The sequence below is a fragment of the Cystobacter fuscus genome (assembly GCF_044360685.1).
GTDB lineage: Bacteria > Myxococcota > Myxococcia > Myxococcales > Myxococcaceae > Cystobacter > Cystobacter fuscus_C.
The window spans coordinates 7,794,179-7,818,040 of record NZ_CP043491.1 but is presented as its reverse complement, the minus strand read 5'-3'; the positions used below and the strand labels follow the sequence as shown (position 1 = coordinate 7,818,040).

At 68.8% G+C, this 23,862-nt stretch carries 18 protein-coding genes and 1 other RNA gene; 6 read left to right on the top strand and 13 right to left on the bottom strand.

The annotated features are described in order from the left end of the window. Window positions 1-7: 7 nt before the first annotated feature. Together F0U63_RS31915 and F0U63_RS31910 are read right to left on the bottom strand one after the other, a co-directional pair. Window positions 8-808, bottom strand: a complete 801-nt coding sequence (locus F0U63_RS31915; RefSeq protein ID WP_395835690.1) for a cupin-like domain-containing protein — start codon at window positions 806-808, stop codon at window positions 8-10. Then, complete coding sequence (locus F0U63_RS31910) at window positions 802-1,881, bottom strand: aldo/keto reductase (RefSeq protein ID WP_395835688.1); 1,080 nt, start codon at window positions 1,879-1,881, stop codon at window positions 802-804. The genes F0U63_RS31915 and F0U63_RS31910 overlap by 7 nt, the downstream gene beginning before the upstream one ends. 81 nt (window positions 1,882-1,962) lie before the next feature. Here F0U63_RS31910 and F0U63_RS31905 point away from each other — a divergent pair, with 81 nt between their 5' ends. After that, window positions 1,963-2,208 carry a hypothetical protein gene (locus F0U63_RS31905; protein ID WP_395835686.1) on the top strand — a complete coding sequence of 82 codons (246 nt, stop codon included), beginning with the start codon at window positions 1,963-1,965 and terminating at the stop codon, window positions 2,206-2,208. Between the two features lie 33 nt (window positions 2,209-2,241). Here the strand turns inward: F0U63_RS31905 and F0U63_RS31900 are convergent, their stop codons facing one another. After that, entirely contained in the window at window positions 2,242-3,546 is a 1,305-nt protein-coding gene (locus F0U63_RS31900) for a M16 family metallopeptidase (protein ID WP_395835684.1), read from the bottom strand. 157 nt (window positions 3,547-3,703) lie between these two features. Here F0U63_RS31900 and F0U63_RS31895 point away from each other — a divergent pair, with 157 nt between their 5' ends. Next, entirely contained in the window at window positions 3,704-6,136 is a 2,433-nt protein-coding gene (locus tag F0U63_RS31895) for a B12-binding domain-containing radical SAM protein (protein ID WP_395835682.1), read from the top strand. Window positions 6,137-6,165: 29 nt separating this feature from the next. On the opposite strand, the gene tyrS is transcribed toward F0U63_RS31895, so the two are convergent. Next, the gene (gene tyrS / locus F0U63_RS31890; RefSeq protein ID WP_395835680.1) at window positions 6,166-7,428 is read right to left on the bottom strand and encodes a tyrosine--tRNA ligase; all 1,263 of its coding nucleotides are present in this window, start codon (window positions 7,426-7,428) and stop codon (window positions 6,166-6,168) included. A 111-nt stretch (window positions 7,429-7,539) separates the two neighbouring features. On the opposite strand from tyrS, the gene F0U63_RS31885 reads away from it, so the two are divergent. Next, on the top strand, window positions 7,540-12,861 hold the full coding sequence (locus tag F0U63_RS31885) for an AAA family ATPase (protein ID WP_395835678.1): 5,322 nt from the start codon (window positions 7,540-7,542) through the stop codon (window positions 12,859-12,861). On the opposite strand, the gene F0U63_RS31880 is transcribed toward F0U63_RS31885, so the two are convergent. From F0U63_RS31880 to ssrS, 3 genes are all read right to left on the bottom strand, one after another. Then, entirely contained in the window at window positions 12,858-13,634 is a 777-nt protein-coding gene (locus tag F0U63_RS31880) for a TIGR00282 family metallophosphoesterase (RefSeq protein ID WP_395835676.1), read from the bottom strand. The genes F0U63_RS31885 and F0U63_RS31880 overlap by 4 nt on opposite strands. Window positions 13,635-13,645: 11 nt before the next feature. After that, a complete protein-coding gene (locus tag F0U63_RS31875) occupies window positions 13,646-14,269 on the bottom strand; it encodes a 5-formyltetrahydrofolate cyclo-ligase (protein WP_002624194.1) in 624 nt (207 codons plus the stop codon). Between the two features lie 29 nt (window positions 14,270-14,298). Beyond that, window positions 14,299-14,490, bottom strand: a non-coding RNA gene (gene ssrS / locus F0U63_RS31870) — 6S RNA. 159 nt (window positions 14,491-14,649) lie between these two features. Between ssrS and F0U63_RS31865 the strand changes: the two genes are divergently transcribed. From F0U63_RS31865 to F0U63_RS31855, 3 genes are all read left to right on the top strand, one after another. Then, the gene (locus tag F0U63_RS31865) at window positions 14,650-15,588 is read left to right on the top strand and encodes a tetratricopeptide repeat protein (protein ID WP_395835674.1); all 939 of its coding nucleotides are present in this window, start codon (window positions 14,650-14,652) and stop codon (window positions 15,586-15,588) included. A 4-nt stretch (window positions 15,589-15,592) separates the two neighbouring features. Continuing rightward, the gene (locus F0U63_RS31860) at window positions 15,593-16,534 is read left to right on the top strand and encodes a serine/threonine-protein kinase (protein WP_395835672.1); all 942 of its coding nucleotides are present in this window, start codon (window positions 15,593-15,595) and stop codon (window positions 16,532-16,534) included. 120 nt (window positions 16,535-16,654) lie between these two features. Continuing rightward, window positions 16,655-16,831, top strand: a complete 177-nt coding sequence (locus F0U63_RS31855; protein WP_395835670.1) for a hypothetical protein — start codon at window positions 16,655-16,657, stop codon at window positions 16,829-16,831. An 18-nt stretch (window positions 16,832-16,849) separates the two neighbouring features. Here the strand turns inward: F0U63_RS31855 and F0U63_RS31850 are convergent, their stop codons facing one another. From F0U63_RS31850 to F0U63_RS31825, 6 genes are all read right to left on the bottom strand, one after another. Next, complete coding sequence (locus F0U63_RS31850; protein ID WP_395835668.1) at window positions 16,850-17,998, bottom strand: cysteine desulfurase family protein; 1,149 nt, start codon at window positions 17,996-17,998, stop codon at window positions 16,850-16,852. After that, on the bottom strand, window positions 17,995-19,119 hold the full coding sequence (locus tag F0U63_RS31845) for a bifunctional oligoribonuclease/PAP phosphatase NrnA (RefSeq protein WP_395835666.1): 1,125 nt from the start codon (window positions 19,117-19,119) through the stop codon (window positions 17,995-17,997). Before F0U63_RS31845 ends, F0U63_RS31850 begins: the two co-directional genes overlap by 4 nt. A gap of 165 nt (window positions 19,120-19,284) precedes the next feature. Beyond that, window positions 19,285-20,121: a Fic family protein gene (locus F0U63_RS31840; RefSeq protein ID WP_395835664.1), complete on the bottom strand. Its 837-nt coding sequence runs from the start codon at window positions 20,119-20,121 to the stop codon at window positions 19,285-19,287. A gap of 134 nt (window positions 20,122-20,255) precedes the next feature. Beyond that, window positions 20,256-21,590 carry an AAA family ATPase gene (locus tag F0U63_RS31835; RefSeq protein ID WP_395835662.1) on the bottom strand — a complete coding sequence of 445 codons (1,335 nt, stop codon included), beginning with the start codon at window positions 21,588-21,590 and terminating at the stop codon, window positions 20,256-20,258. Window positions 21,591-21,662: 72 nt separating this feature from the next. Beyond that, window positions 21,663-22,610 carry a branched-chain amino acid transaminase gene (locus F0U63_RS31830; RefSeq protein WP_395835660.1) on the bottom strand — a complete coding sequence of 316 codons (948 nt, stop codon included), beginning with the start codon at window positions 22,608-22,610 and terminating at the stop codon, window positions 21,663-21,665. 166 nt (window positions 22,611-22,776) lie between these two features. Beyond that, complete coding sequence (locus F0U63_RS31825) at window positions 22,777-23,685, bottom strand: AAA family ATPase (RefSeq protein WP_395848458.1); 909 nt, start codon at window positions 23,683-23,685, stop codon at window positions 22,777-22,779. Window positions 23,686-23,862 lie beyond the last annotated feature (177 nt).

Here is a 23,862-nt window from a genome sequence, read left to right as displayed (position 1 = left end):
GGCGGGCTCAGCGGCCGCCGAGCAATCCGCTGAGCAGACGCCGGTCGTGATAGAAGTGCGCCCCCGGACGCTCGGCCCCGGGGACGAGCCAGAAGTTGACGGCGATCTGCAGCCCCTCCTCGTTGCGCACGGCGTGCCACCAGTTCTCGGGGATGAAGATCATCTCCCCCTCCTGGAGCGCGACCTCGAGGTAGGTGGCGCCGCGCGCGCGGGGGAAGCGCTCCGGCGCCGGGTTGAAGACGTCCAGGTCGCTCCAGTTGCGCTTGCGCAGATCCGCCGGACTCCGGAGCGGGCAGGGGTAGAGCGCCTCGTGCTGATCCGGAGAGAACAACCAGATGCGCTTGCGGCCGCGGATGAGCGCGAGCAGACCATTCTGGGAGTCCCAATGCAGTCCGGTGGAGGTGCCGCCGGGACCCAGCCAGATACCGGACTGGTCCACGGCCTCGGCGGGAACGAAGCGCGGCAGGCGATAGTCGGGGATGAGCCAGGGGCAGCGGGTGAGGATGTCCTGGATGACGAAGCTCTGGGCGGGGCCCTCCCGCCGCGCCGCGAAGAACTCCGCCAGGCTCATCCGCGTCTCCTTGACCTGATGGCCGGTGTAGAGCCCCCGCTCATGGTGGTTCACCTGGACGAGGCGCTGTCCATGGCGCGAGGTGAAGTACTCCTGGCTCCAGTGGGAGAACGCCGGCCAGGTGGGGACCTCGCCGGTCAGCACCACTGGCTGGTTGGCCCGGAGGTGGTGCTCCTGGAACTCCTCCGCGGAGAGCGTCTCCCGGCGGGGGACCTGGACATCGGAGCGGATCAGCATTCCTCGGTCTCCTCGGTGAAGAAGTGGCGCACCGCCTCCAGGGACGCGGGCGGCAGGGCGAGCACGCCCACGTTCTCCTCGACATGGGACTCGCGCCGCATGCCGACCACCGCCGTCCCCATGCCGGGCAGCGAGCGCACCCATTGCAGTCCCACCTGTGGGTCGCTCACGACGGGCCCGAGCCGCAACCGCTCCGCGCGGGGCATCTCGTAGCCGACGTGCCCCCCATCCAGACAGCGCTCGGCCAGGACGTGGAGCCCGAGCGCCCGCGCGGCCTCGAGCGTGGGCAGGTGCTCGCCCCCCACGTGGTGGCGCAGGGCCAGCATGTCCTGGTGGCTGAGGCTCAGGGGCAGCGAGAGGGCACGCAGGTGGTGCCGCTCGCCGGCCACGGCGCGCGCGGCGTCGAACACGTCTCCCACGTCGAGCGCGCCCTGCATGGCCACGCCATAGGCGCGCAGCCAGCCGCGGGCGGCGAGCTCTTCCAGACACTCGCATGCGGCGCGGAGCCGGGCGCGGAAGGTGGGCAGGTCCACCGCCTCCAGGTGGAGTTCCGGCGTGTCGAGGAGCACCAGGTCGAGCGTGTCCAGCCGCATCCGCTCGCGGCTGGTGGCGAGGCTGTGCTCGAGGAAGCGGGGGGCGAGGCTGTGCCGGCCGAGCACCAGCTCGCCCCAGTCCAGCAGCCCCCGGCGCACGTAGTGCTCCTCCAGGGCGAGCACGCGGGGGCCGAAGCGCGAGGGCAGGGCGGGCAGGTGGCCCACGCGGGTGCAGAGGACGAGGGCCTCGCGTTCCGCCAAGCCCCGGGTGGCGGCCTCTCGCACCACCGTGCCTACGAAGTCCTCGTGCTGGCCTTGCTGCGCGTGGGGGGCCGAGACGAGCACGTTGACGCCGAGCTCCACGGCCAGCAACGCCCCCTCGGTGCTCTCGGCGGGGCCGGCGCTCGAGGGGCCAAGTCCCAGGGTCGACACCGCGAGGCCATCGAGGACACCGAAGGGGGCCGTGGCGAATCTCCGGCGGAAGGCCGCCGTTGCCTGGACGGTGGCTCCGCGTTGCGCTTGCTGCTTCACGGGCGTCATGCGCGGCATCGTAGCGCAACCCCTCGCACGTTTCGGGCGGGCGGTTGACGCGTTCGGGCGCCAACCCATACGCTTGGGAACGTGGGCTACATCGGTCTCAATTCGCAGGTGCGCTACCGGATGGAGCTGGGCTTCGCCTTCGTCGACGATGGCGACAAGCTGTTCAAGGTCGATGGCGCCCTGTTCCAGCAACTGGCGGCCCACGCGGTGGCTGCTCCTCCCCCCGAGGGACCCGTGCGCGACCTGGTCGGCAGGCTCACGACCATCTTCCGCGAGTACGACGGGCCGGAGGAGGCGCTGCGCTCCTTCGAGGACGCCGAGCTGTAGGCGGCCCCGGCCGGGCCGCGGGCTCGTCTGGGTTCAGCTCCCGGGCAGGAGCGTCACCACCGAGCGGCGCTCGGGACGCAGATAGCGGGCCAGGGCCTCCCGGACCTGCTCGCCCTGGATGGACTCATAGAGGCTCAGCACGTGCAGGCCCGCCTCCCAGGAGCCCAGGAGCTGCTCGCACAACCCCAGCCAGTAGGCCCGCCCGCTGTTGGTGGACAACTGGCGGAGCAGGTCCGCGCGCAGGTTGTTCCGGGCCTTTTGCATCTCGTGTTCGCTGGGCCCCTCGCGCACGAGCCGCGCCAGCTCCTCGTCGAGCAGCTCCTCCACGCGGCGAGGCTCCACGCCCGGCTTCAGCTCGAGGAAGACGACGAATGCGCCCGGATCGAACCGGGAGGCCCAGTCCAGTCCCACGGAGAGGGCGAGCCGCTCCGTATAGACGAGCCTGCGCACCAGCCGGCCGCCGTTGCCCTTGGCCAGCACGTACTGGAGGACGTCCAGGGCGGCCGTGTCCTCCGTTTCGCGCGCGGCCGGACCGCGCCAGGCGAGCATCATCGCGGGAGCGCTCACGGGCAGGCGCAGCTGCGCGCGGCGTTCACCCCGCTGCGGGGGTTCGGCGTCCACCACGGCGGCGGGCCGGGGGCGCCGGGGCAGGTCGCCGTAGGCACGGCGCACCCACGCGAGCACCTTGTCCGGATCGATGTCCCCGGAGATGTAGAGCGCCGCGTTGCCCGGAACATAGTAGGTGCGAAAGTGCGCCTCGCAGTCCTTCCGGGTGAGGTGCTCGAGATCCTTCATCCACCCGATGACGGGCCAGCGGTACGGATGCGCCTTCCAGGCGAGCGCGTTCAACTCCTCGCTCATCAACCCGACGGGGCTGCCCTCCACGCGGGCGCGGCGCTCCGCCATGACCACCCGTCGCTCCCGCTCCACCACGGCCTCCGAGAGGCTCGGCGAGCGCATCCGCTCCGCTTCCAACTCCAACACCGTCTCCAGCGCCTCCGTGGGGAAGTCCTCGCGGAACACCGTCATGTCGGGCGACGTGTAGGCGTTGGAGCGGCCTCCGTTGGACTCCAGGACGTGGTCGAACCGCGAGGCGCGACGGGCGGGGCCCTCGCCGCCGAACATCAAGTGCTCACACAGATGGCTGAGGCCCGTGAGGCCGGGACGTTCATCACGGCTGCCCACCCGGAAGAAGGTGTAGAGGCTCACCACGGGCGTCTGGTGATTGACCAGGAGCCGCACGGAGAGTCCATTGGGCAGGGTTGCTTCCTGGGCGTGGAGGAGGGATTTCAGCGCGGGATCCACCTGGACGCGGGACGGAGAGGAAGCCTTCGGCACGTGATTCTCCGGCGGGAGGACGGTCGGGGGAGGAAGGAGTGCGCTCCCCACAGCGTACCTGGGGCCTCGTCTGGGAGGAAAGCCGGAAACCCGCCCATCCATGCAATTCTGTTCGCGTCGGGGTACGATCCTCCCGGGACTGACGGAGAGGCTCTGTATGGCGGCAGCCGGCGCGGGTAATGACCTCGAGGTGGCGGCACACGATGTCTGTTTGGATCTGATCCTGGTGGTCCCTCCGGGGTTGGACAAGCAGATCCACCCCTGGGGTGTCGAGTCATTGAGGGACTACGTCACCACGCTGGGGACGGTGGAGAGCGCGCGCATCTGGCGGCTGCAGGAGGAGCCGTGGCTGCGCGAGCTGTTCGACACGTGCCGGGAGCCGTTGTACGCGCTCTATTCGGCCCTGGAACCGGAAGCCCGGGGCGTCTTCTTCGGGCATACGGTCAATCCCTTTCTCTACATGGGATTGGTGGGGGCGGTGGGCACGCGCTTCCTGGAGATCGCCGAGCGCCACCAGATGTTCTCCCTGGCGAGCGGGGAGTTGGGACTCGAGCACCGTGTGGCGGAGGCCCTCACCGTGCTCCAGGAGCAGTACGGCCGGCGGCTGCGCGACGGCATCCAGCAGTTCCTCGAGCCAGTACCGGGCGCGGCGGGGCGCCGGCGCAGGGTCTGGGGCATCAGCGTGTATGACTACACGCTGTTCAACTCGCTGTTCCTGGCGCGGGCCATCCGCGAGCTGGATCCGGACGCGGCGATCCTGCTCGGCGGTGACTACTTCGACTTCCGCGCGGCGGACAAGCTGGTCCGGGCGGTGCCCTGGGTGGACGGCGTGGTGGTGGGCTATGGCGAGGAGGTCCTACGGCAGGTCCTGCTCGGGCTCGCCAGCGGGAAGAGCCCGGGGTCGCTGGGGATGACGGGCTTCGTGACGCGGGGGCAGGGCGCGGAGGCCACCCAGACACACGAGGCGGCGGATCGCGTCCTGGGGCTGGGGCAGACCTCGCGCGAGCACCGGCAGACGGTGGTCAACGTTCCCTCGAGCTACACGGCCCCCTCGCGCACGCCGCCGGTGCGCTACGTGCACCTTCAGCCCGACGGCACCATTCGCATCTTGACGCAGCGGGGTTGCAGTTGGGGCCGGTGCACCTTCTGCTCCCAGCTCGACCGGCGGATGTTCTTTCCGATCGGCATCGAACACGTGCTCGAGGAGCTGACCGCGGTGCTCGAGCAGGCCGAGCCCACCGAGAACGGAGTGCGCCGGGTGGTGCTCGACGCGGACGAGAACGATCTCAACGCGGTGTTGCCGCTCATCGAGCACCTCAACGGCTTCGACGAGTCCTACGTCATCGAGTTCTGGCTCATGGTGCGCAAGTTCGGCGTCGAGCTGCCGCGGCTGCTGGCGGCCCGCAACCGCAACGTGCTGCTCAAGGTCATCCTGAACATCGAGAGCCTGAACCTCTCCACGCTCAAGCGGATGAAGAAGGGGACCGTGCCGCTGCAGGCGCTCGAGGCCGTCAAGGCCGTGCAGGACACCGGGCACGTCGTGCAGAGCAACTACTTCATGAACTACCCGCTGGAGGATCTCCAGAGCGTCCGGGAGGAGGCGGATCTGCTGCGCCGGGTGGTGCACCTGCTGGTGCCACCGAAGATGATGATCTCCGGCTTCTCGTACCTGGCCAACGCGCGGGACGAGATCCATTTCGATCAGGAGAAGTACCAGATCGAGTCGAGCCGGGTGGAGAAGGACGTCTGGCTCCAGGAGGTATTCGGGGTCGACCTGCCGTTCTCCATCTGGGCCTTCAACTACCGCAAGAAGCTCCGGGACTACACGGCGGAGGGACTGGTGCCCTACTCGTACCACCGGCTGTCCTTCGCGAGGAAGGAGCTGATGGCCGCGAACACCGCGCGCCTCGTGTTGTTGGGGACGCACGAGCAGGGGGCGCTCTCGGGGCTGGCGGAGAAGGCACGCCACGCGGGCTACTTCCTGTGGAAGGGGGTGCACCGGGTGGCGCAAGAGCTGGCGAAGACGCACGCGTACCAGGAGCGCACGGCGGTGTTCGAATACCTGGAGGGAGTCGCGCGCACCAACGGCCTGCGCCGGCGCAAGGCGGCGCAGACAATGGACGGGGGCACGCCGTCTGGTTTCGCGGATCTGGGGCGGCGGGTGGTGGCCCGGTGGGAGGGGCACCAGGAGCGGGAGAGTTCGCGCCTGCGCATCGAGGGCAATCGCCTCCTCAAGGACTACCATCTGCCAGGGCACGAGGAGAGTTGGTCGCGCGAGCTCGATGACAAGGAGTTGCGCGTGCTGCGCTTCCTCTACTGGCGCCGGCAGGAGCGGCAGGTGCGCGACAGGTTCAAGGACGAGCTGCCCGCCCACGAGCTGCAGGAGATCCTCGACCGGCACACGGCGCTGGGGACCGTTCTGGTCCATACCCAGATGATGCTCTGCGTGGCGCACGATCCGGGCTACTGGCGCACCGAGGAGTGCATGACGAAAGGCCCCTCCGCCAGGACGGACCTGTCTCCCCACCCGAAGCACGTGGAGGTGAGCGTGCCCTTCAAGGGGGCTCAGCTGGAGCCCTCCTCCAGCTGAGCGGGTCCCTCCTCGTCAGCGCGGGGCGCCTAGACGAGCTTGAGCCGGGCCGACTTGTGCTTGCCCACCTGCACGAGGTACTCGCCCGCGGGCAGCTCGTGCTTGGGATCCATGGCCTTCTCGCCATTGACCCGGACGCCACCCTGGCCCATGAGCTTGCGGCCCTCGGTGCCGGACGCCACGAGCTTCGCCTCCGCCAGCGCCTTGGCGAGCGCGATCGTCGGCGCGCCCCCGAGCGATACCTCCACCAGCGGCTGTTCCTCGGCGACGAGCTTCTTCTGTGAGTAGCGCTGCTCCCAGGCCTGCATCGCCTGCTCGGCGGCCTCGGGGGTGTGGAAGCGCGCGGCGATCTCCTGCGCGAAGCCCGACTTGGCCGCCTTGGGGTGCACGGCGCCGCTCGTCACCTGCTCCTTGAGCGTGGCGATCTCCTTGAGCGTGCGCGAGGAGAGCAGCTCGTAGTAGCGCCACATCAGGTCATCCGTGATGCTCATGAGCTTGCCGTAGATCTGATCCGGCGACTCGCTCAGGCCCACGTAGTTGTCCAGGCTCTTGGACATCTTGTCGCCGGTGATCTTCCCGTCGACCAGCCGGGCATCCAGGCCCTCGAGGATGGGGCCCGTCATGATGACCTGGGCCTCCATGCCCTCTTCCTTCATGAGCTGGCGGCCCACCAGCAGGTTGAAGAGCTGGTCCGTCGCGCCCAGCTCCACGTCCGCCTTGAGCGCCACCGAGTCGTAGCCCTGCAACAGCGGGTAGAGGAACTCGTGGATGGCGATGGAGCGGTTGTCGCGGAAGCGCTTCTTGAAGTCATCGCGCTCGAGCATGCGCTGCACCGAGTAGCGAGCCGCCAGGCGGATCATCCCCTCGGTGCCCAGCTTGTCCAACCACTCGGAGTTGAAGCGCACCTGGGTGCGCGCCGGGTCGAGCACCTTGAAGACCTGCTCCTGGTACGTCTGGGCGTTGGCCTTGACCTCGTCGCGCGTGAGGGCGGGGCGCGTGGTGTTCTTGCCCGAGGGGTCGCCGATGAGCGCGGTGAAGTCGCCGATGAGGAACACCACCTGGTGGCCGAACTCCTGGAAGCGCCGCATGCGGGTGAGCAGCAGCGAGTGGCCCAGGTGCAGGTCGGGCCGACTCGGATCGAAGCCCGCCTTGATGACGAGCGGCTTGCCCGTCTCATACGAGCGCTCGAGCTTCTTCTTGAGTTCCTCGGGCACCTGGAGATCCACGGTGCCGCGGGTGACTTCCTCGAACTGCTCCTGGGGGGTCGCCTTGCGCAGGGGGTTTTCGGACATGACGGCGCGGAACCCTAGCCGAAGCAGCCGTGTTTGGCATGTCCTGAAGCCGATGTCCGCGCGCCGGTCTATATACGTTCCCCCCCTTTGGACTCCCCTCGATCCGGCACCATGCTCCAGCTTCCTGGCTATTCGCTTCTCGGACTCCTGCAGTCCAGCTCCTCCAGCCTCCTCTACCGAGCCGTACGCGAGGCGGATCGCCAGCCCGTCATCCTCAAGACCCCGCGCTCCGAGTTTCCCGGCGCCCGGGAGCACGCCCGCCTGCGGGGAGAGTACTCGCTGCTGCGGCGGCTGAAGGGGGCGCCCGGCGTGCTCCAGGCCCACGGCCTCGAGTTCCTCCTGGAGCGGCCGGTGCTCGTCCTGGAGGACGTGGGGGGCCGGGCCCTGTCGGAGGCGCTGGACCGGCCCTTCGGGCCCGAGCGCTTCCTGCCCCTGGCGCTCGCCCTGTGCACGACGCTGGCCGAGGTGCACCGCCGCGGCGTCATCCACAAGGACATCAAGCCCACCAACATCCTGTTGTCGCCCGGGGGCCAGCCGTGGCTCATCGACTTCGGCATCGCGACGCTCCAGCAGGCCGAGCACGTGGAGGCCTCTCCTCCCCAGCTCGTGGAAGGCACGCTGGCCTACATGTCCCCGGAGCAGACCGGGCGGATGAACCGGACGCTGGATTACCGCACGGACTTCTACTCCCTGGGCGTCACCTTCTACCAGGTGCTCACCGGGCGGCTGCCGCTGCAGGGCCGGGACACGCTGGAGTGGTTCCATGCGCACCTGGCCCAGGCGCCCGTGCCCCCCCATCAGGTGGAGCCCTCCGTCCCGCCCATCCTCTCGGCGCTGGTGATGAAGCTTTTGTCCAAGGTGGCCGAGGAGCGCTACCAGGGGGCGGAGGGGTTGCGGTTGGATCTGGAGCGGTGCCAGCGGGGTTGGGAGGCGGGAGCGCTGGAGGACTTCCCGCTGGGGCACGAGGACGTGCCCGCGCGCTTCCAACTGCCCCAACGCCTGTATGGCCGGGAGGCGGAGGTGGCCGCGCTGCGCTCGGCGTTCGAGCGGGTGGCGGGCGGGGGCGGGCTGGAGTGGGTGCTGGTCCGAGGCTACTCGGGCATCGGCAAGTCCTCCGTCGTGAATGAGCTGCACCAGCCCGTGCTGCGCCGCCGGGGCTTCTTCCTCCAGGGCAAGTTCGACCAGTTCCAGCGGGACGTGCCGTACGCCACGCTGGTGCAGGCCCTGCGGGGATTCGTCCAGCAGGTGCTGGCGGGCAGTGACGTGGAGGTGGACGCCTGGCGCCAGCGGCTGCTGGAGGCGCTGGAGGGCCAGGGCCAGGTGATGGTGGAGCTGGTGCCCCAGCTGGCGCTGATCCTGGGCGAGCAGCCCGCCGTCGCCGAGCTGCCTCCGGCGGAGACCCAGAACCGCTTCCACCAGCTCTTCCTGCGCTTGCTGGGCGTGTTCGCCACGCACGAGCACCCGCTGGTGCTCTTCCTCGATGATCTGCAGTGGGCGGACCTCGCCAGCCTCAAGCTGTTGGGTCAGTTGACGTCGCGGCGGGAGCTGCCCTGGCTGTTGTTGATTGGGGCCTACCGGGACAACGAGGTGACGGCCGCGCACCCCCTGGCGTCGTTGTTGGAGCAAGCGCGCGCGTCGGGGGTCCGGCTGGAGGACATCCAGCTCCAGCCCCTGTCGCTCGAGCAGACGCGGCAACTGGTGGCGGACTCGCTGCCCGGCGCCGACGCGCGGGTAGTGGAGCCCCTGTCGGTCCTGGTGCAGGAGAAGACCGCGGGCAACCTCTTCTTCCTGCTCCAGTTGTTGCAGACGCTCCACCAGGAGCGGTTGGTGTTCCGGGCGCCCGGAGGGGGCTGGCGCTGGGACGAGGAGGGCGTGAAGGCGCGCGGCTATTCGGACAACGTGGTGGACTTCATGGCGGGGCGGCTGCGGCAGTTGCCCGAGGTCACGCGGCGCCTGCTGCAACTGGCCTCGTATGGAGGCGGCGTGATGTCCCTGTCCCTGCTCGGGCTCCTGTCCGAGCGGGACGTGGCGGAGGTGGAGAGTGGACTGGAGCCCGCCCTGATGGAGGGGCTGGTGGTGCGCTCGGGGCCCCAGCACCTGCGCTTCCCGCACGATCGCATCCAGCAGGCCGCCCATGAGCTCATCCCCGCCGGGGAGCGGGACGCCCTCCACCTGCGCGTGGGCCGCTTGCTGCTCGACAGCCTCTCCGCCGAGGAGCTCGCGGAACGGCTCTTCGAGGTGGTGGGTCATCTCAACGCGGGCGTGGCGGGAATGGACGATGCCGCGGAGCGACTGCGGCTGGCGCACCTCAACGCCGAGGCGGGCTCGCGCGCCAGGTCCTCCACGGCCTATCAATCCGCCAGTGGCTACTTCGCCATGGCGTTCTCCCTTCTGCCCGGGGATCCCTGGGAGGCGGATCCCGACTTCGCGTTCAAGGTGCGTCTGGCCCAGGCGAGCAGCGAGTTGATGCGCGGCAATCCTTCCGAGTCGCTCGAGATGGTGATGGAGGCCTTGCCGCGGGCGCGCAGCCGCGCGGACATGGCCAGTGCCTATATCCTCAGGAGCGAGCTGCTGCGGACTTCCCAGCGCGCGCAGGTCTCCGTGGAGGGGCTCCTGGAGTGCCTGGCGAAGCTGGGCATGCCGCTGCCGCTCACGCCCTCGCCACGCGAGCTCGAGGAGATGGAAGCGGAGGTGTGGGCGCTGTTGGAGCGCCACCCCATCGAGAGCCTCCTCGCGCTGCCCGCCTTGACGGACCCGGACATGAAGGTGCTCATGAGTGTGTTGTCCTCCCTGGCGCCCATGGCCTATCCCATCGGCGTCGGCTTCGCCGCCCTGGTGTCGGGACGGATGGTGGCCCTGAGCATCCGCCATGGCAACGCGGAGGGGTCCGCGGTCGGATATGTCTCGTTCGCGCTCTGGTATGGCGGAACCCGCGGAAGATACCGCGAGGCGTATGCCATTGGACGGCTCGCGGTGGACCTGGCCGAGCGCCAGGGCCTGTCCGCCTCCAAGAGCATGATTCTCACCGTGTTCGCCTCCATCAACAGCTGGCTCCGTCCGCTCTCCGACACGCGGAAGGTCATGCTGTCGGCCTACCATCATGCCCAGATGACAGGCGGCTACTCGGTGGCGTGTTACAACTGCTTCACCCTCGTCTTGAACGCCATCATCAGCGGGCGGGAGCTGGGCGAGGTCTATCGGGAGGCGGAGTCCTTCCTGCCGTTCACGCGCAATTATGCCGTCGCGCACGACATCATTCTCTATCTGCAGCGCATCGTGCAGCAGCTGCGAGGGTTGTCGCGGACGTTCCAATCCCCGAGCGGCGATGGCATCGAGGAAGACGCGCTCATGGCGCGGATCTCGAGAGGGGAGGGCTTCTTCTACGGCGTCTGGGGATCCATCATCCGGATGAAATCCGCTTACCTGTCGGGGGACCGCGAGCACGCGCTCCGGCTGCGTGCCCAGGTGGAGCCCCTCATGGCGCACACGCCGCTCGAGGCCTCGCACATTCCCTTCAACCTGTATGGGGCGCTCGCCCTGGCCGTGGCCCATCGGAGCACGCCCGAGCCCGGGCGGCCCGCGGTGGTGGAGGAGATGAGGAAGCACCAGCGGCGGCTCGCGGAGTGGGCCGAGAATTGCCCCGCGAACTTCCTCGCGCCCGAGCGCCTGGTGTCCGCGGAGCTGGCGCGTGTGGAGGAGCGGCCCCAAGAGGCCCTGCGCGCCTATGAGGGCGCCATCCAGGCCGCGCGCGTGCACGACACCCTCCCGTACGTGGGACTCGCCAGTGAGCTGGCCGCGCGCTTCTGCGAGGAGCAGGGCCTGCACACCCTCGTCACGGCCTTCATCCGCCAGGCGCGCGAGGCCTTCTTCCAATGGGGCGCGATGGGCAAGGTGCGCCAGTTGGACGAGCAGTGGCCCCTCCTCCTCACCTCCGCGTCGGTGTCCCAGGGCACCACCACCACCCAGGACACGGGCGCCCACGGCGTGGATGCCCTGGCCGTCATCCGGGCCCAACAGGCCATCTCCAGCGAGATCGTCCTGGAGCGGCTGGTGGACACGCTCATGCGCGTGGCGGTGGAGAGCTCCGGCGCCCAGCGCGGTGCCCTGCTGCTGCTCCAGGATGACACGCTCCAGTTCGTCGCCGGGGTGCCTCCGCTGTCCACCGCGGAGGCCGGGACTCCCCCCTCCGAGGAGCTGTTGCCGCTGTCGCTCGTGGCCTATGCGCGCCGCACCGGCGAGTACGTCCTGCTGGATGACCTCGCCCAACCCCATCCCTTCTCCACCGACCCCTACTTCGCCACCAGCGACGCGCGTTCCCTGCTCTGTCTTCCGCTGCGCCGCCAGGAGACCTTCTATGGGTTGCTGTACCTGGAGAACTCGCTCACCACCCAGGCCTTCTCCCATGGGCGCATCGCGCTGCTGGAGCACCTGGCGTCCCAGGCGTCCATCTCCATCGAGAACGCCCGCCTGTACGCCGAGGTCCGCAAGGCCGGGGCCGCCCTGCGTCAGGCCAACGAGGAACTGGAGGTCCGCGTGCGCGAGCGCACCCGGGAGCTGAAGCAGGCCCAGGCCCAGCTCGTGGAGACCGCCCGCATGGTGGGCATGGCGGAGGTCGCCTCCAGCGTCCTGCACGACGTGGGCAATGTCCTCAACAGCATCGTCGTGGACACCCAGCTCATGCGCGGCGCGGTGTCCAGCTCGCGCATGAGCCGGCTCCAGCAGGTCGCCTCCCTGCTGGAGGAGAAGCGCCCGGTGCTCGCGGACTTCTTCACCCGGGACACGCGTGGCCGCCACCTGGTGGACTACCTGCGCGCGCTCTCCGACACGCTCGCCGAGGAACACTGCTCCCTGAGCCGGAGCCTGGAGGCGCTGGACGGCAACGTCTCGCGCGTGCGCGCCATCGTCCAGAACCAGCAGGCCCACGTCACCTCCACCCTGTTGCTGGAGGAGTGCGAGTTGCCCGCGCTGGTGGAGGAGGCCCTGCGGCTGCAGGAGGGCGCCTTGCGGCAGGCCGGCATCACCGTGTCACGGGAGCTGAGCCCCCTGCCGCCGGTGAGGGCCGACAAGCACCAGGTGTTGAAGATCCTGCTCAACCTGTTGAGCAATGCCCGTCAGGCCATGGAGTCCCAGGCGCCCGAGCGGCCGCGCCGCCTCGTCATCCGCCTGTCGGCGGAAGGGGGCTGGGTGAGCCTGCAGGTGGTGGACACCGGCAAGGGCATCGCCTCGGAGGTGCGCCCGCGGCTCTTCACCCAGGGCTTCACCACGCGCGAGGGAGGCCATGGCATCGGCCTGCACTCGAGCGCCCTGGCCGCGCGGCTCATGCACGCCCACCTGTCGCTGGACAGCGGCGGTCCGGGCATGGGCGCCACCGCGACGCTGCTGCTGCCCATCGCGCCCGATCCGTCCGAGCAGGGAAGGGTACAGGGCAACTAGGTGCCCGGCAGGTACTCGCGGATGCGCTGGATGGAGCGCGCCTTGCCCGTCTTGTCATCCAGGTCGAGCACCACGCCCTGGAGGTAGACGAGGTTCTTGGCGACTTCGTACTGGTTGTGGCGCAGGGTGACGAAGCGCTCGATGGACAACTCCTTGCGCACGCCGATGACGGAGTCGAGCGGACCGCACATGCCCACGTCGGTGATGAAGGCGGTGCCGCCCGGGAGGATGCGCTCGTCGGCCGTCTGCACGTGGGTGTGCGTGCCCACCACGGCGGACACCTTGCCGTCCAGGTGCGCGCCCATGGCGTTCTTCTCGCTGGTGGCCTCGCAGTGCATGTCCACGAGGATGCAGGGCGTCTGCTTGCGCAGCTCCGCCACGAGCTCCGGCGCCACCGCGAACGGGTTGTCCAGGGGCTTCATGAACACGCGCCCCTCGAGGTTGAGCACCCCGAGCTTGCGCCCGTCCGGCGTCTGGATGACGGTGTGCCCCCGTCCCGGCGCCCCCTTGGGGTAGTTGGCCGGCCGCAAGAGCAGGTGCGGATGCTCCTCCACCCAGGGAAGGATGACCTTCTTGGTCCAGAAATGGTTGCCGCTCGTCAGGAGGTTGACCTCACTGTCGAGCAGCGCCTCGGCGGACTCGGGGGAGATGCCGGCACCGCCCTCGCTGTTCTCAGCGTTGGCGATGACCAGGTCCACCGAGTGCCGCGCGATCAACTTGGGCAGGAGGGTGCGCACGGCCAGCACTCCTGGCTTGCCCACCACATCGCCCATGAAAAGGACTATCACGTGTCGAGGAAATCCCAGTCGCGGTAGAGCCCGCGCATCGTCTGCGACTCGGTGACGACGAGGTCCATGTCCACGTCGTCATTGGTCGTGGGCAGGGTGTCGACGATCTGGTCGCCGAAGGCAAGTCCCACGCGCCGGCTGCGCGCGGAAGCCGCCTTGAGGGTGGCGTCGTAGTAGCCGCCCCCACGTCCCAGCCGCTTGCCATCGCGCGTGAAGCCCAGGCCGGGCACCACGAAGAGATCGATCTGATCCACCGCGATCAGCTCCGACGAGTTGGTGGGCTCGCGCACACCCAGGCGTCCCGGCTCCAGCTCCGCCTCGGACTTGATGGCGCGGAAGGCCAGGATGCGCCCGTGCACATGTGACAGCGGATAGCAGACGATCTTCTCGTCCTGCAGGGCCGCGATCAGGATGTCCCGGGTGGGCACCTCGCCTCGGATGGGGGCGTAGAGCGCCACCGTCCGCGCCTTGTTGTAGTAGGGGGTCGCCAGGAAGCGCGACTGAACCTTCAATCCCCGCTCGTCGATGATGTCGGGTGTCATCGCCTTGCGACGAGCCGTCAGCTCTTCACGCAGCGTCACCTTCCGACCCACTCCCTCTTGCGCCACCGTCTCGCTCACCTGCCCCACTCCCCGCCAAGAGAAAGAAAAAGCCCCCCGCGAAATGGCCGTGTGCCTAGCGTCCATTGAACCCTAAAAAGCCAGGTGGGGTTCGAAGTCATGGAACCGTAGGCTTCCCTCATCCCCGAAAGGGAGGGCTTGCTCATGGAACCTGAAACGGACCCCGTGATGGACGTATCGGTTCGAATTTCTGCTGGGCATCACGCGCCCCGCAGGGGACAAGACCTTCAATCAAATTCTAACGAACTGCGACACCAGGAAACTCCTGGAAACCCCCAGAAGCATCTAGGGGAATGATAAGGACGTGGGTGTGATGGGTCAAGCCATCGCCGCGCGTTTACAAGGCGGTGGAGGCCCTCGTATGATGCGGCGCTCCATCCATGGTGTCCGTTTCGAGAACAATCAGCCTGGCGGCGTTGCTCGCCACGGTTTCTGGTGCGCGGGGGGCGGAGCTCCCCCTCCAGGGCAGCTACCAGGCGGACATCTGGGGCACGGTGGAGTTGAGCACCGAGGGCGAACGCCTGGTCGGCAGGGCGAGCAAGGGCAATCCCTGCGGGCTCGAGCCCGGGACGCCGGTGCTCGACGGGCTCTTGCAGGGCCGGGTGCTCGTGGGGCAGTTCGAGCTGTGCCTGCAGGGCGAGGGGTGCCCGGAGAAGCAGGCGCTGCCGGTGCTCGGCTTCCACAGCCCCGAGGAGGGCTCGCTGACGGCCTACGTGCGCATCCAGCCGGGGTGCGTGTCGCCGGTGTTGGGTCAGGAGGGCCTGGTGGTGCTGCGCTCGCCCCGGGCGGTGAGCGCGGCCCAGGAAGCCGCCGCCGCGGCGCGCGCGAGCCTGATGTCCGGGCGTGCCGCCACCCGGCGCAACCCCGAGGCCGCCAAGGCGGCGCTGGAGCGGGGCGAGCAGTTGCTGCGCGAGAAGAAGTGGGGCGGCTCGGTCACCGAGTTCGAGCGCAGCATCGCCCTGGGTGAGCAGAGCTGGGTGGCCTTCTTCGGGTTGGGCACCGCCCAGTTGATGCGCAACCAGATCTCCGAGGCCGTCGAGATGCTGAGCCGGGCCCAGAAGCTCAACAAGCGCGATCCGAACATCGCCTACAACCTGGCGTGTGCCTACAGCCGGCTGGGGAAGAAGGAGCAGGCGCTGCTGTTCCTGGAGCTGGCGGTGAAGTCGGGCTACGCGATCAAGGCGGGCACGCAGGATCTCGGGCTGGAGAAGCTCCTGCTGTCGGATCCCGGCTCCATCGCGCGGTACACGGAGAACATCCAGGAGGCCTTCAAGAACGCCGAGGCCCCCGCCAGAAGGCGGCAAGCCCAGGGACCGTGAGCGCGTGAGTTCCTCTGCTTCTCCGAGGGTTCCCCGCATCCTCGGCAACTACGAAATCCTGTCCGCCTTGGGCAAGGGGGGAATGGCCGAGGTCTTCCGTGCCCGGGTCCTGTCCGGACCGCGCCAGGGTTGGGTCGTGGCCCTCAAGCGGCTGTTGCCCGCGCTCACGCAGGATCCCGCCTCGCTCGCGCTCTTCGACGCCGAGGCGCGCCTCACCCAGTTGCTCAACCACCCCAACATCGTCCAGGTGCTGGACGTGGGCTCGGTGGCCGATCAGCACTTCATGGTGATGGAGCTGGTGGATGGGCGCGACCTGGGCCACATCCTGCGCCGCTGCAAGCAGCGCGGCATCTACCTGCCCCTGGATTTCGCCCTCTACCTGTGCCGGGTGCTGCTCGACGCGCTCGCCTACGCCCACTCGCTTCCGGGGCCCGACGGCGGGCCCCTGGGGCTGTTCCACTGCGATGTGTCGCCCTCCAACCTGTTCATCTCCCGCCTGGGTGACATCAAGCTGGGGGACTTCGGCGTGGCGCGCCTGCGCGTGGACGGCGTGCTCCAGGGCGGCGAGGTGCTCGGCAAGCCCTACTACCTCTCGCCCGAGGCGCTCCAGGGAGAGCTGTCCCCGCAGGTGGACCTGTGGGCCGCCTGCGTCGTGCTGTACGAGCTGCTCACGCTCCAGCGCCCCTTCGTCGGAGCCACGCCGGAGGAGGTCTTCAAGAAGATCATCTACCGGGACTACGTGGCGCCCAGCCTCATCCGCCCGGAGATCCCCGAGCCCCTGGAGGAGATCATCGCCCGGGGCTTCAGCATCAGCCCCGCGGAGCGCTTCGCCAGCGCCGAGGACTTCGCCGCCGCCCTGACACCGCACTACGACGAGTGGGTGGGCACGCCCCTGGCCATCGCCGCCGTGGTGCGCGGCCTCTTCGGCATCACCGACGCGAAGTAGGTGGCCGGGCGGGAAGTGATCGCTCGGCGGGTCGCTCGCCGCTGCATGCCGGGAGCACCGTGCGTGCGGAGATTTCCCCCATGAGCGGGCGCATGCGCCCCCACAGGGAGGACGACGATCATGGCGAACCAGGATCAGAAGAAGCCCCAGAAGCCCCAGGAGCAGCGGGAGGCCCAACCGGAGCGCGAGTCCGAGCGCCAGCCGGCCAGGCCCCAGGAGTCCCACGACGGGATGCCGGGCTATGGGCAGCCTCCGGACGAGGTGCGCACGGGCAAGCTTCCCAACCAGAAGTGGTGAGCGCCTCCGGGCGGGAGGCTAGGGCGTGTTGAGCTCCCGGGCCCGGGGCACGTGCCGCACGAGCGCCTCCACGACGCGCTCGACCTGCTCGCGGGTCGTGGTGGGGCCCAGGGAGAAGCGCAGGGTGGCGTGGGTGCGTGCGGGGGTGAGCCCCATGGCTCGCAGCACGTGCGAGGGTGTCAGCGTCCCCGACGCACAGGCCGCTCCCGACGAGGCACAGATGCCGTCCAGATCCAGGGCGATGAGCAGCGCCTCGCCATCCGCGCCCTCGAAGGTGAGGCTGCTCGTGTTGGGCACCCGCGGGGCCGCCTCGCCATTCACCGTCACGTCCGCGAGCCGGGCGCGTACCTCACGCTCGAAGGTGTCGCGCAGGGCGCCCAGCCGCTCCGCGACGGCCGGCTGCTCCTGGTGGGCCAGCTCCAGCGCCAGGGCGAATGCCTCCGCGTAGGGGACGTTCTGGGTGCCTCCCCGGCGCCCGGCTTCCTGGTGCCCGGGCGTCAGCGCCTGCACGTCCACGCCCTTGCGCACCACGAGCACTCCCGCGCCCGCGGGCCCTCCGAACTTGTGCGCCGAGAGCGAGAGCAGATCCGCGTCCACCTCGCCCAGGCGCAGGGGCAGCTTTCCCGCCGCCTGCACCGCGTCCGTGTGGAACAGGACGCCGCGCTGACGGCACGCGCGCGACACGTCCGCCACCGGCTGCACCACGCCCGTCTCGTTGTTCGCCCACATCAGCGAGCACAGCAGCGTGTCCGGCGTCAGGGCCTCGAGCAGCGCCTCCCTCGGCACCTGGCCCGTGGCGTCCGGTGGCAGCCGCACCACCTCCGCGCCCAGAGCCTCCAGGTGGTGGAGCGCCGCCAGCGCCGACGGATGCTCGATGGCCGTGCTCACCACGCGCCGCCGCCGGGGCTCCTTCCTCCCGAGCCACACGCCCTTGAGCGCCAGCGCGTCCGCCTCCGAGCCCGAGCCGGTGAAGCACACCTCCTTCGGCTCGCAGCCCAGCACCCGGGCCACCCGCGCGCGCGCCGCGTCCAGCCGGCCCCGCGCCTCGCGGCCCATCCGGTGCACGCTGGAGGCATTGCCGAAGCCGCCCTCGGTGAAGGCCCGCGAGAGCAGCGTGGCCACCTCGGGCCGCACCGGCGCCGCCGCGTTGTAGTCCCAGTAGATCACGGCGAGGGCGCCGACAGGAGCGCCACCGGCCGCTCGTCTGCGACCCCGAAGGACTCGAGGAAGCGGCGCACCAGCTCGCGCTTGATGGCCTTGCGCTGGTTGGCGCGGCCCGACAATGGAATGCGTGCGCCCGCCATGCTGCCGTGGCCTCCGGCCGAGCCGCCGTAGTCCCCGCAGATCTCCCGGATGAGCCGGCCCGCGTTCATCCGCCGGTCCTTCACCCGCAGCGACAGGAAGAGCTGGTTGCGGAACGTGGCGTACGCCAGCGACCACTTCATCCCCTCGAGGAACATCAGGCGCTCGGCCACCTCGGCCACCATGTCCGGCGAGTAGACCTCCTTGAGGTCCGTGACGATCGCCGTGTCCCCGTACACCTTCGCCCGCTCGTAGGCCGTGTGGTACATCTGGAAGTAGCGCGCGGGCAGCTCCGGGTGTTCGATCTGCCCGAGCAGCTGCTTGTCCGCCCGGGGGAACAACCACAGGTACGTGTCGATGTCCGTCGGGGTCGTCTCGCGCCCCAGGTCGCGCGTGTCCGCCTTCAGGCCGTAGAAGAGCGCGGTGGCCACCTCCGTCGAGGGCTCCAGGCGCGCGGCGCGCAGGTACTCCACGAGCATCGTCGAGGTGGAGCCGTAGTCGCCGCCCACGTCCGCGAAGGGTGCCTCCAGGCTCTCGTCGCGCAGCGGGTGGTGGTCGATGACGATGTCCACCTCGCGGCGCAGCCGGGGCGGCACCGCGTGGTTGCCCGTGGGCGGCTGCGTGTCCACCAGCCCCAAGAGATCGTACTCGTCCAGGTCCACCTGGGCGATGGGCACGACGGGCAGGCGCAGCACCTTCACCAGCGCGATGTTCTCCGCGCGGCCGATGAGTCCGCTGTAGGCCACGCGCGCCTCGGCCACATCCGCCCGCTCACGCAGCAGTTGGGCCAGGGCCACCGCGGAAGCGAGCGAGTCGGGATCCGGGTTGTCGTGGGTGAGCACGAGGGCTTTCTTGTGCCCTCGGGCCACTTGAATCATCCGCTCCAACTTCGCTCGAGCGGGGAGGGTCGCCAGACGCGGTGGCGGAGGCTCGGTTTCTCCACCTCCGGACATCTTCCGGCCATTGGCTGTGGGGGTCGCGGGCATGAGAAGGGTGTTTACTCGCTGTTGGCTCGCTCGGGCGTGGCGATTCGAGGAGGATCGAAAAGGAACCGCGCTCCTCCAAGAATGTTGACGGCGCGCCGCGCCTTCACGGGGGAGCCCCCGGGTGGGGGCCCGAGTGCTTCCCTGTCCACCATCCCGTATCGCCGCCTAGTTGATCGCCTTGTAGCGCCGGGCCATGTCCTTGAAATACTTGATGCCGTTGTCGAGCGAGTTCTCGATGGCATCCATCAGGAGTGAGCGGAACAACCCTTCCGCGCCGCGCAGGGACTCGTAGTAGCGCTGACGATCGATGGAGTGGATGATCGCCGGCATGTAGCCGTGGCGCAGCAGCACCAGGTTGGTGAGCATCCGCCCCACCTTGCCGCTGTTCTCCGTGAAGGGGAACACCTGCATGAAGCGGTGTTGCACCACCGCCGCCTGCTTGATGGGGTGGAACTCGCGGAACTCGGCGCTGCCCGTGTAGTCCACGAGCTTCTCCAGCCCGGGCTGGATCTTCGCCGGCTGGGCGATCTCGTGGAAGTACGTGCGGTGCAGGGGCATGTCCTTGCGGTAGCCGCTGCGCTCGCGCTCCTTGGCGAGCTCCTTCTCGGTGCGATCCCTCCGCTCGATGGTGGCGCGCGTGGCCAGGGCCTCGGGCGTGTTGCCGCAGAGCAGATCGTGGATGCGCTTGATGGTGGTGAGGGTGATCTGCGCCTGCTTCTTGCCCGTGGCCGCCGCCTCCTCGCGCAGGTAGTCGCACGCGGCCTTGTGGTTGCGCACCTCGAGCACCACGGGGATCATCGCGGGATCCATGGTGGCGCGCTCGGGGAAGAGCGCCGAGACCAGTTCCTGCTGGGTGTACACCGTCCCCTCGAGCGCCGCGTCGTGGTAGATCCACGACATCTCGAAGCGCTCCAGGAAATCGCGGCCCTTGTCCTTGTAGATGCCAAGGTAGTCGCGCAGCGCTTCGTTCTTCTCGTCAATCTCTTGGTAGCGTTCCTTCACGGACGTGACGCTCCTTCACACCGGCTCACTATTATATACCGGCGGACTGGGACCGACAGGGCCCGGCCAGGCGATGAAACGGGCACGGGATTGTAGAAATTCCAGGGGGTTAGGACAACCACGACACCGCGGGACTACAGGCTGACGAGGAAGACTTCACACGCTTGGTCCAACAAGTCCTTGGACAGGGCCGGGGGAATCTGCCGGTAGCGGGCGGCATCCCGGATGAGCTGCACCAGATCTCTCGGGTGGCAGGCGCGCATCTGCATGTTGCGCGGCCGGTAGTAGTGCTCGAACAGGTAGGTGACCGCCTGGTCCACGTAGGGAATGCCGGCCGCCTGGCACACCTGAGCGAAGATCTCCCGGTAGACCTCCTCGTCGGGATTGCCCACCTCGATCTTGTATTTGATGCGCCGCAAGAAGGCGTCGTCCACCAGCTCCTTGGGGTCCAGGTTGGTGGAGAAGACGAGCAGCTGATCGAAGGGGATCTCGAACTTCTTGCCCGTGTGCAGGGTGAGGAAGTCCACCCGCTTCTCCAGGGGGACGATCCACCGGTTGAGCAGATCCGTGGGGTGGACCTTCTGGCGGCCGAAGTCGTCGATGAGCAGCATCCCGCCGTTGGCCTTCACCTGGAAGGGCGCCTCGTAGAAGCGCGCGGTGGGCGAGTAGATGAGATCCAACGTCTCGAGCGTCAGCTCGCCGCCCACCACCACCGCCGGGCGCCGGCACAACTGCCAGCGGTGATCCATCTCGAAGGTCTGCCGTCGGCCGGCCGCGTCGCGCTCGGATTCCAGGTGGACGGGGGTGTGGTTGAGCGCGTCGAAGACCTTGATGATCTGGTTGTCGATCTCCAGGCAGTGGGGGATGAAGACCTCGCCGCCGAACATGCGGCTGATGGCCTCCGCGAGGCTCGTCTTGCCATTGCCCGGAGGGCCGTAGAGGAAGAGCGAGCGGCCGGAGTTCACCGCCGGGCCCAGCTTGTCCATCAGGTCCGCGGACACGGTGAGGTGCGACAGGCCCATCACCAGGTCCTCGCGGCTGATGACGGGGCTCTCCTCGGTCTGCGCGGTGATGAGGGCGTTGTACTGCTCGATGGGCACGGGGGCGGGGCCCACGTAGGTGCTGCGCTCGATGGCGCCGCGCGCGTACTCCCGGCCCCGCTCGCTGAGCACGAAGTCCACCGAGGCGCGGCCAAAGCCCTTGCCGCCTCGCAGGTCCACCAGCTTCTCGGTGGTGAGGAAGTCCACCACGCGCTCCATCACGTCCGGCCAGGGCAGGCGCAGCTCCTGGGCGATGTCCATGCCCGTGGCCGTGCCCTGGTAGTACAGGTAGCGCAGGGCGATGTCCGACAGCAGACCCATCTTCAACCCCGTCTCCTCCAGCGACTTCGGCTCGGGCGGAGCGATGTCGAGGATGGCGGGGTTTTCCAGGTTGAAGGGATTGGGTGGAGCGGCGTACTCGGGACGCATCGGTTCCTCTTTTAGCCTATCCGCCCCCCCGGGGGCACGTCTCCCGACGTGGCCCCCTGGTTGCCTGGCGACTCAGATGTAGGTGAGCCAGTGCGTGTAGCGCGGCTCGAGGCCCCGGACGGCGCGGAAGTACGTCTCCTGGACGTACTGGGTGATGGGGCCGGGCTTGCCGGTGCCCACGGTGCGGTCGTCCACCTCGCGCACGGGGGTGATCTCCGCGGCGGTGCCGGTGAAGAAGACCTCGTTGCAGATGTAGAGGGCGTCGCGGGTGACGGTGACCTCCTCCACCTCGCGGCCCGAGTCGCGCAAGATCTTCAGCACCGAGTCGCGGGTGATGCCGTCGAGGATGGGGGAGGAGAGGGGGGGCGTCTTGATGACGCCCTTCTTGTTGACGAGGAAGAGGTTCTCGCCGGAGGCCTCGGCGACGAAGCCGCTGATGTCCAGGAGGATGGCCTCGTCGTAGCCGCCGAGCACCGCCTCGCGCTTGGCGAGGATGGAGTTGACGTACTGGCCGGTGATCTTCCCGCGCACCATGTTCACGTTGACGTGCATGCGGGTGAAGGAGCTCACCTTGGCGCGGATGCCCTCGCGGATGCCCTTGTCGCCGAGGTACGCGCCCCAGTCCCAGGCGGTGATGGCCACGCGCGTGGGGTTGATGGCGCCCAGGCCCATGGCGCCATCGCCCATGAAGACGATGGGACGCAGGTAGGCGCCATTGGCGAACTGTTCCTTCTGCGCGCGCAGCAGCTCCACGCACGCCTCGGCCACCTGCTCGCGCGTGAAGGGCATCTTCATCATGCAGATGTGCGCCGAGTCGAACAGCCGGTCGACGTGCTCCTGCAGGCGGAAGATGGCCAGCCGGCCATCATGCGTGCGGTAGGCGCGAATGCCCTCGAAGCAGCCCAGCCCGTAGTGCAGGGCGTGGGTCATGACGTGCACCTGGCCCTCGTCCCATTTGACCATCTTGCCGTCGAGCCAGATCTGGTCGGAGCGCAGCACACTGGAGGAGGTGGAACTCATGCGGGGAGCTTCCTTTGGGACGACGGGATGAACTGACGCGGTGGCATTCTTCGCGGGAGGGATTTTCAAGTCAAAGCATCTTCTGGTGGGGGAGTGGCGCGAAGCACCCGGGAGTAGACCCCAGGACGCCTCTCCCGGGGCCTCTTCGTGGGCAAGGGCGGAGCGCTCAGGCCTGGGCGATGCGCGCGAGCTGCTCCCGGGCCTTCTCGAGGTCCGCCTCGTGCTTGAGCACCAGGTTCAACGTCGCCGCCACCCGCTCCGCCGACAGCACCTCGGCGTTGAGCAGGGCGAGGCCACGCACCCAGTCGAGCGTCTCGCTGATGGAGGGCGACTTCTTCAAGTCCAGCTCGCGCAGCACCGCCACCGCCTCCACCACCTGGGCGGCGAGCGTCTGGGACACCTCGGGCAGGCGCTGGCGGATGATGCGCAGCTCGCGCTCGCGGTCCGGAAAGCCGATGTGCAGGTGCAGGCAGCGCCGCTTGAGCGCGTCCGACAGCTCCCGCGCGTTGTTCGACGTGAGCACCACCCGCGGCACGTGCCGCGCCGGGAGCGTGCCCAGCTCGGGAATCGTCACCGCGTTGTCCGACAGCACCTCCAAGAGGAAGGCCTCGAACTCCGGATCCGCCTTGTCGATCTCGTCCACCAGCAGCAGCGCCGGCTTTTCCGAGCGCAGGGCCTGGAGCACCGGCCGCGGCAGCAGGAAGCGCTCGGAGAAGAACACCGCGTCGCTCGCCGCCAGCCGCTCGGCCGCCTCGCCCAGCGTGCCCGCCCCCTGGACCAGCTCGCCAATCTTGTCCTTGAGCAACTGGGTGTAGAGCAGTTGCTTGGCGTACTCCCACTCGTAGAGCGCCTTGGTCTCGTCCAGCCCCTCGTAGCACTGCAGGCGGATGAACTCGCGTCCCAGCGCCCGCGCGAGCGCTCGCGCCAGCTCCGTCTTGCCCACCCCCGCCGGGCCCTCCACCAGGATGGGTTTGGCCAGCCGATCCGCCAGGAAGCTCGCCGTGGCGATCTCCGGCGAGGCCAGGTAGCCCACCTGCTCGAGCCGCGTCGCCGCGTCTTCCACGCCGCGCAGCATGTGGGTGTCGGTCGGAGGGGAGGGGAGACTCACACCCTTCAAATTAGTCGAAGAACTTTCAGGCGACTGCGGCAAAAACGCCAGGGTGTCTGCCCCTCCGCTGCCCAGGCGACACACGGGGCTCGAGGCAAATGGGCGGAACGACTGTGGAATCTTTTTTCCCACACCAGGCACGTC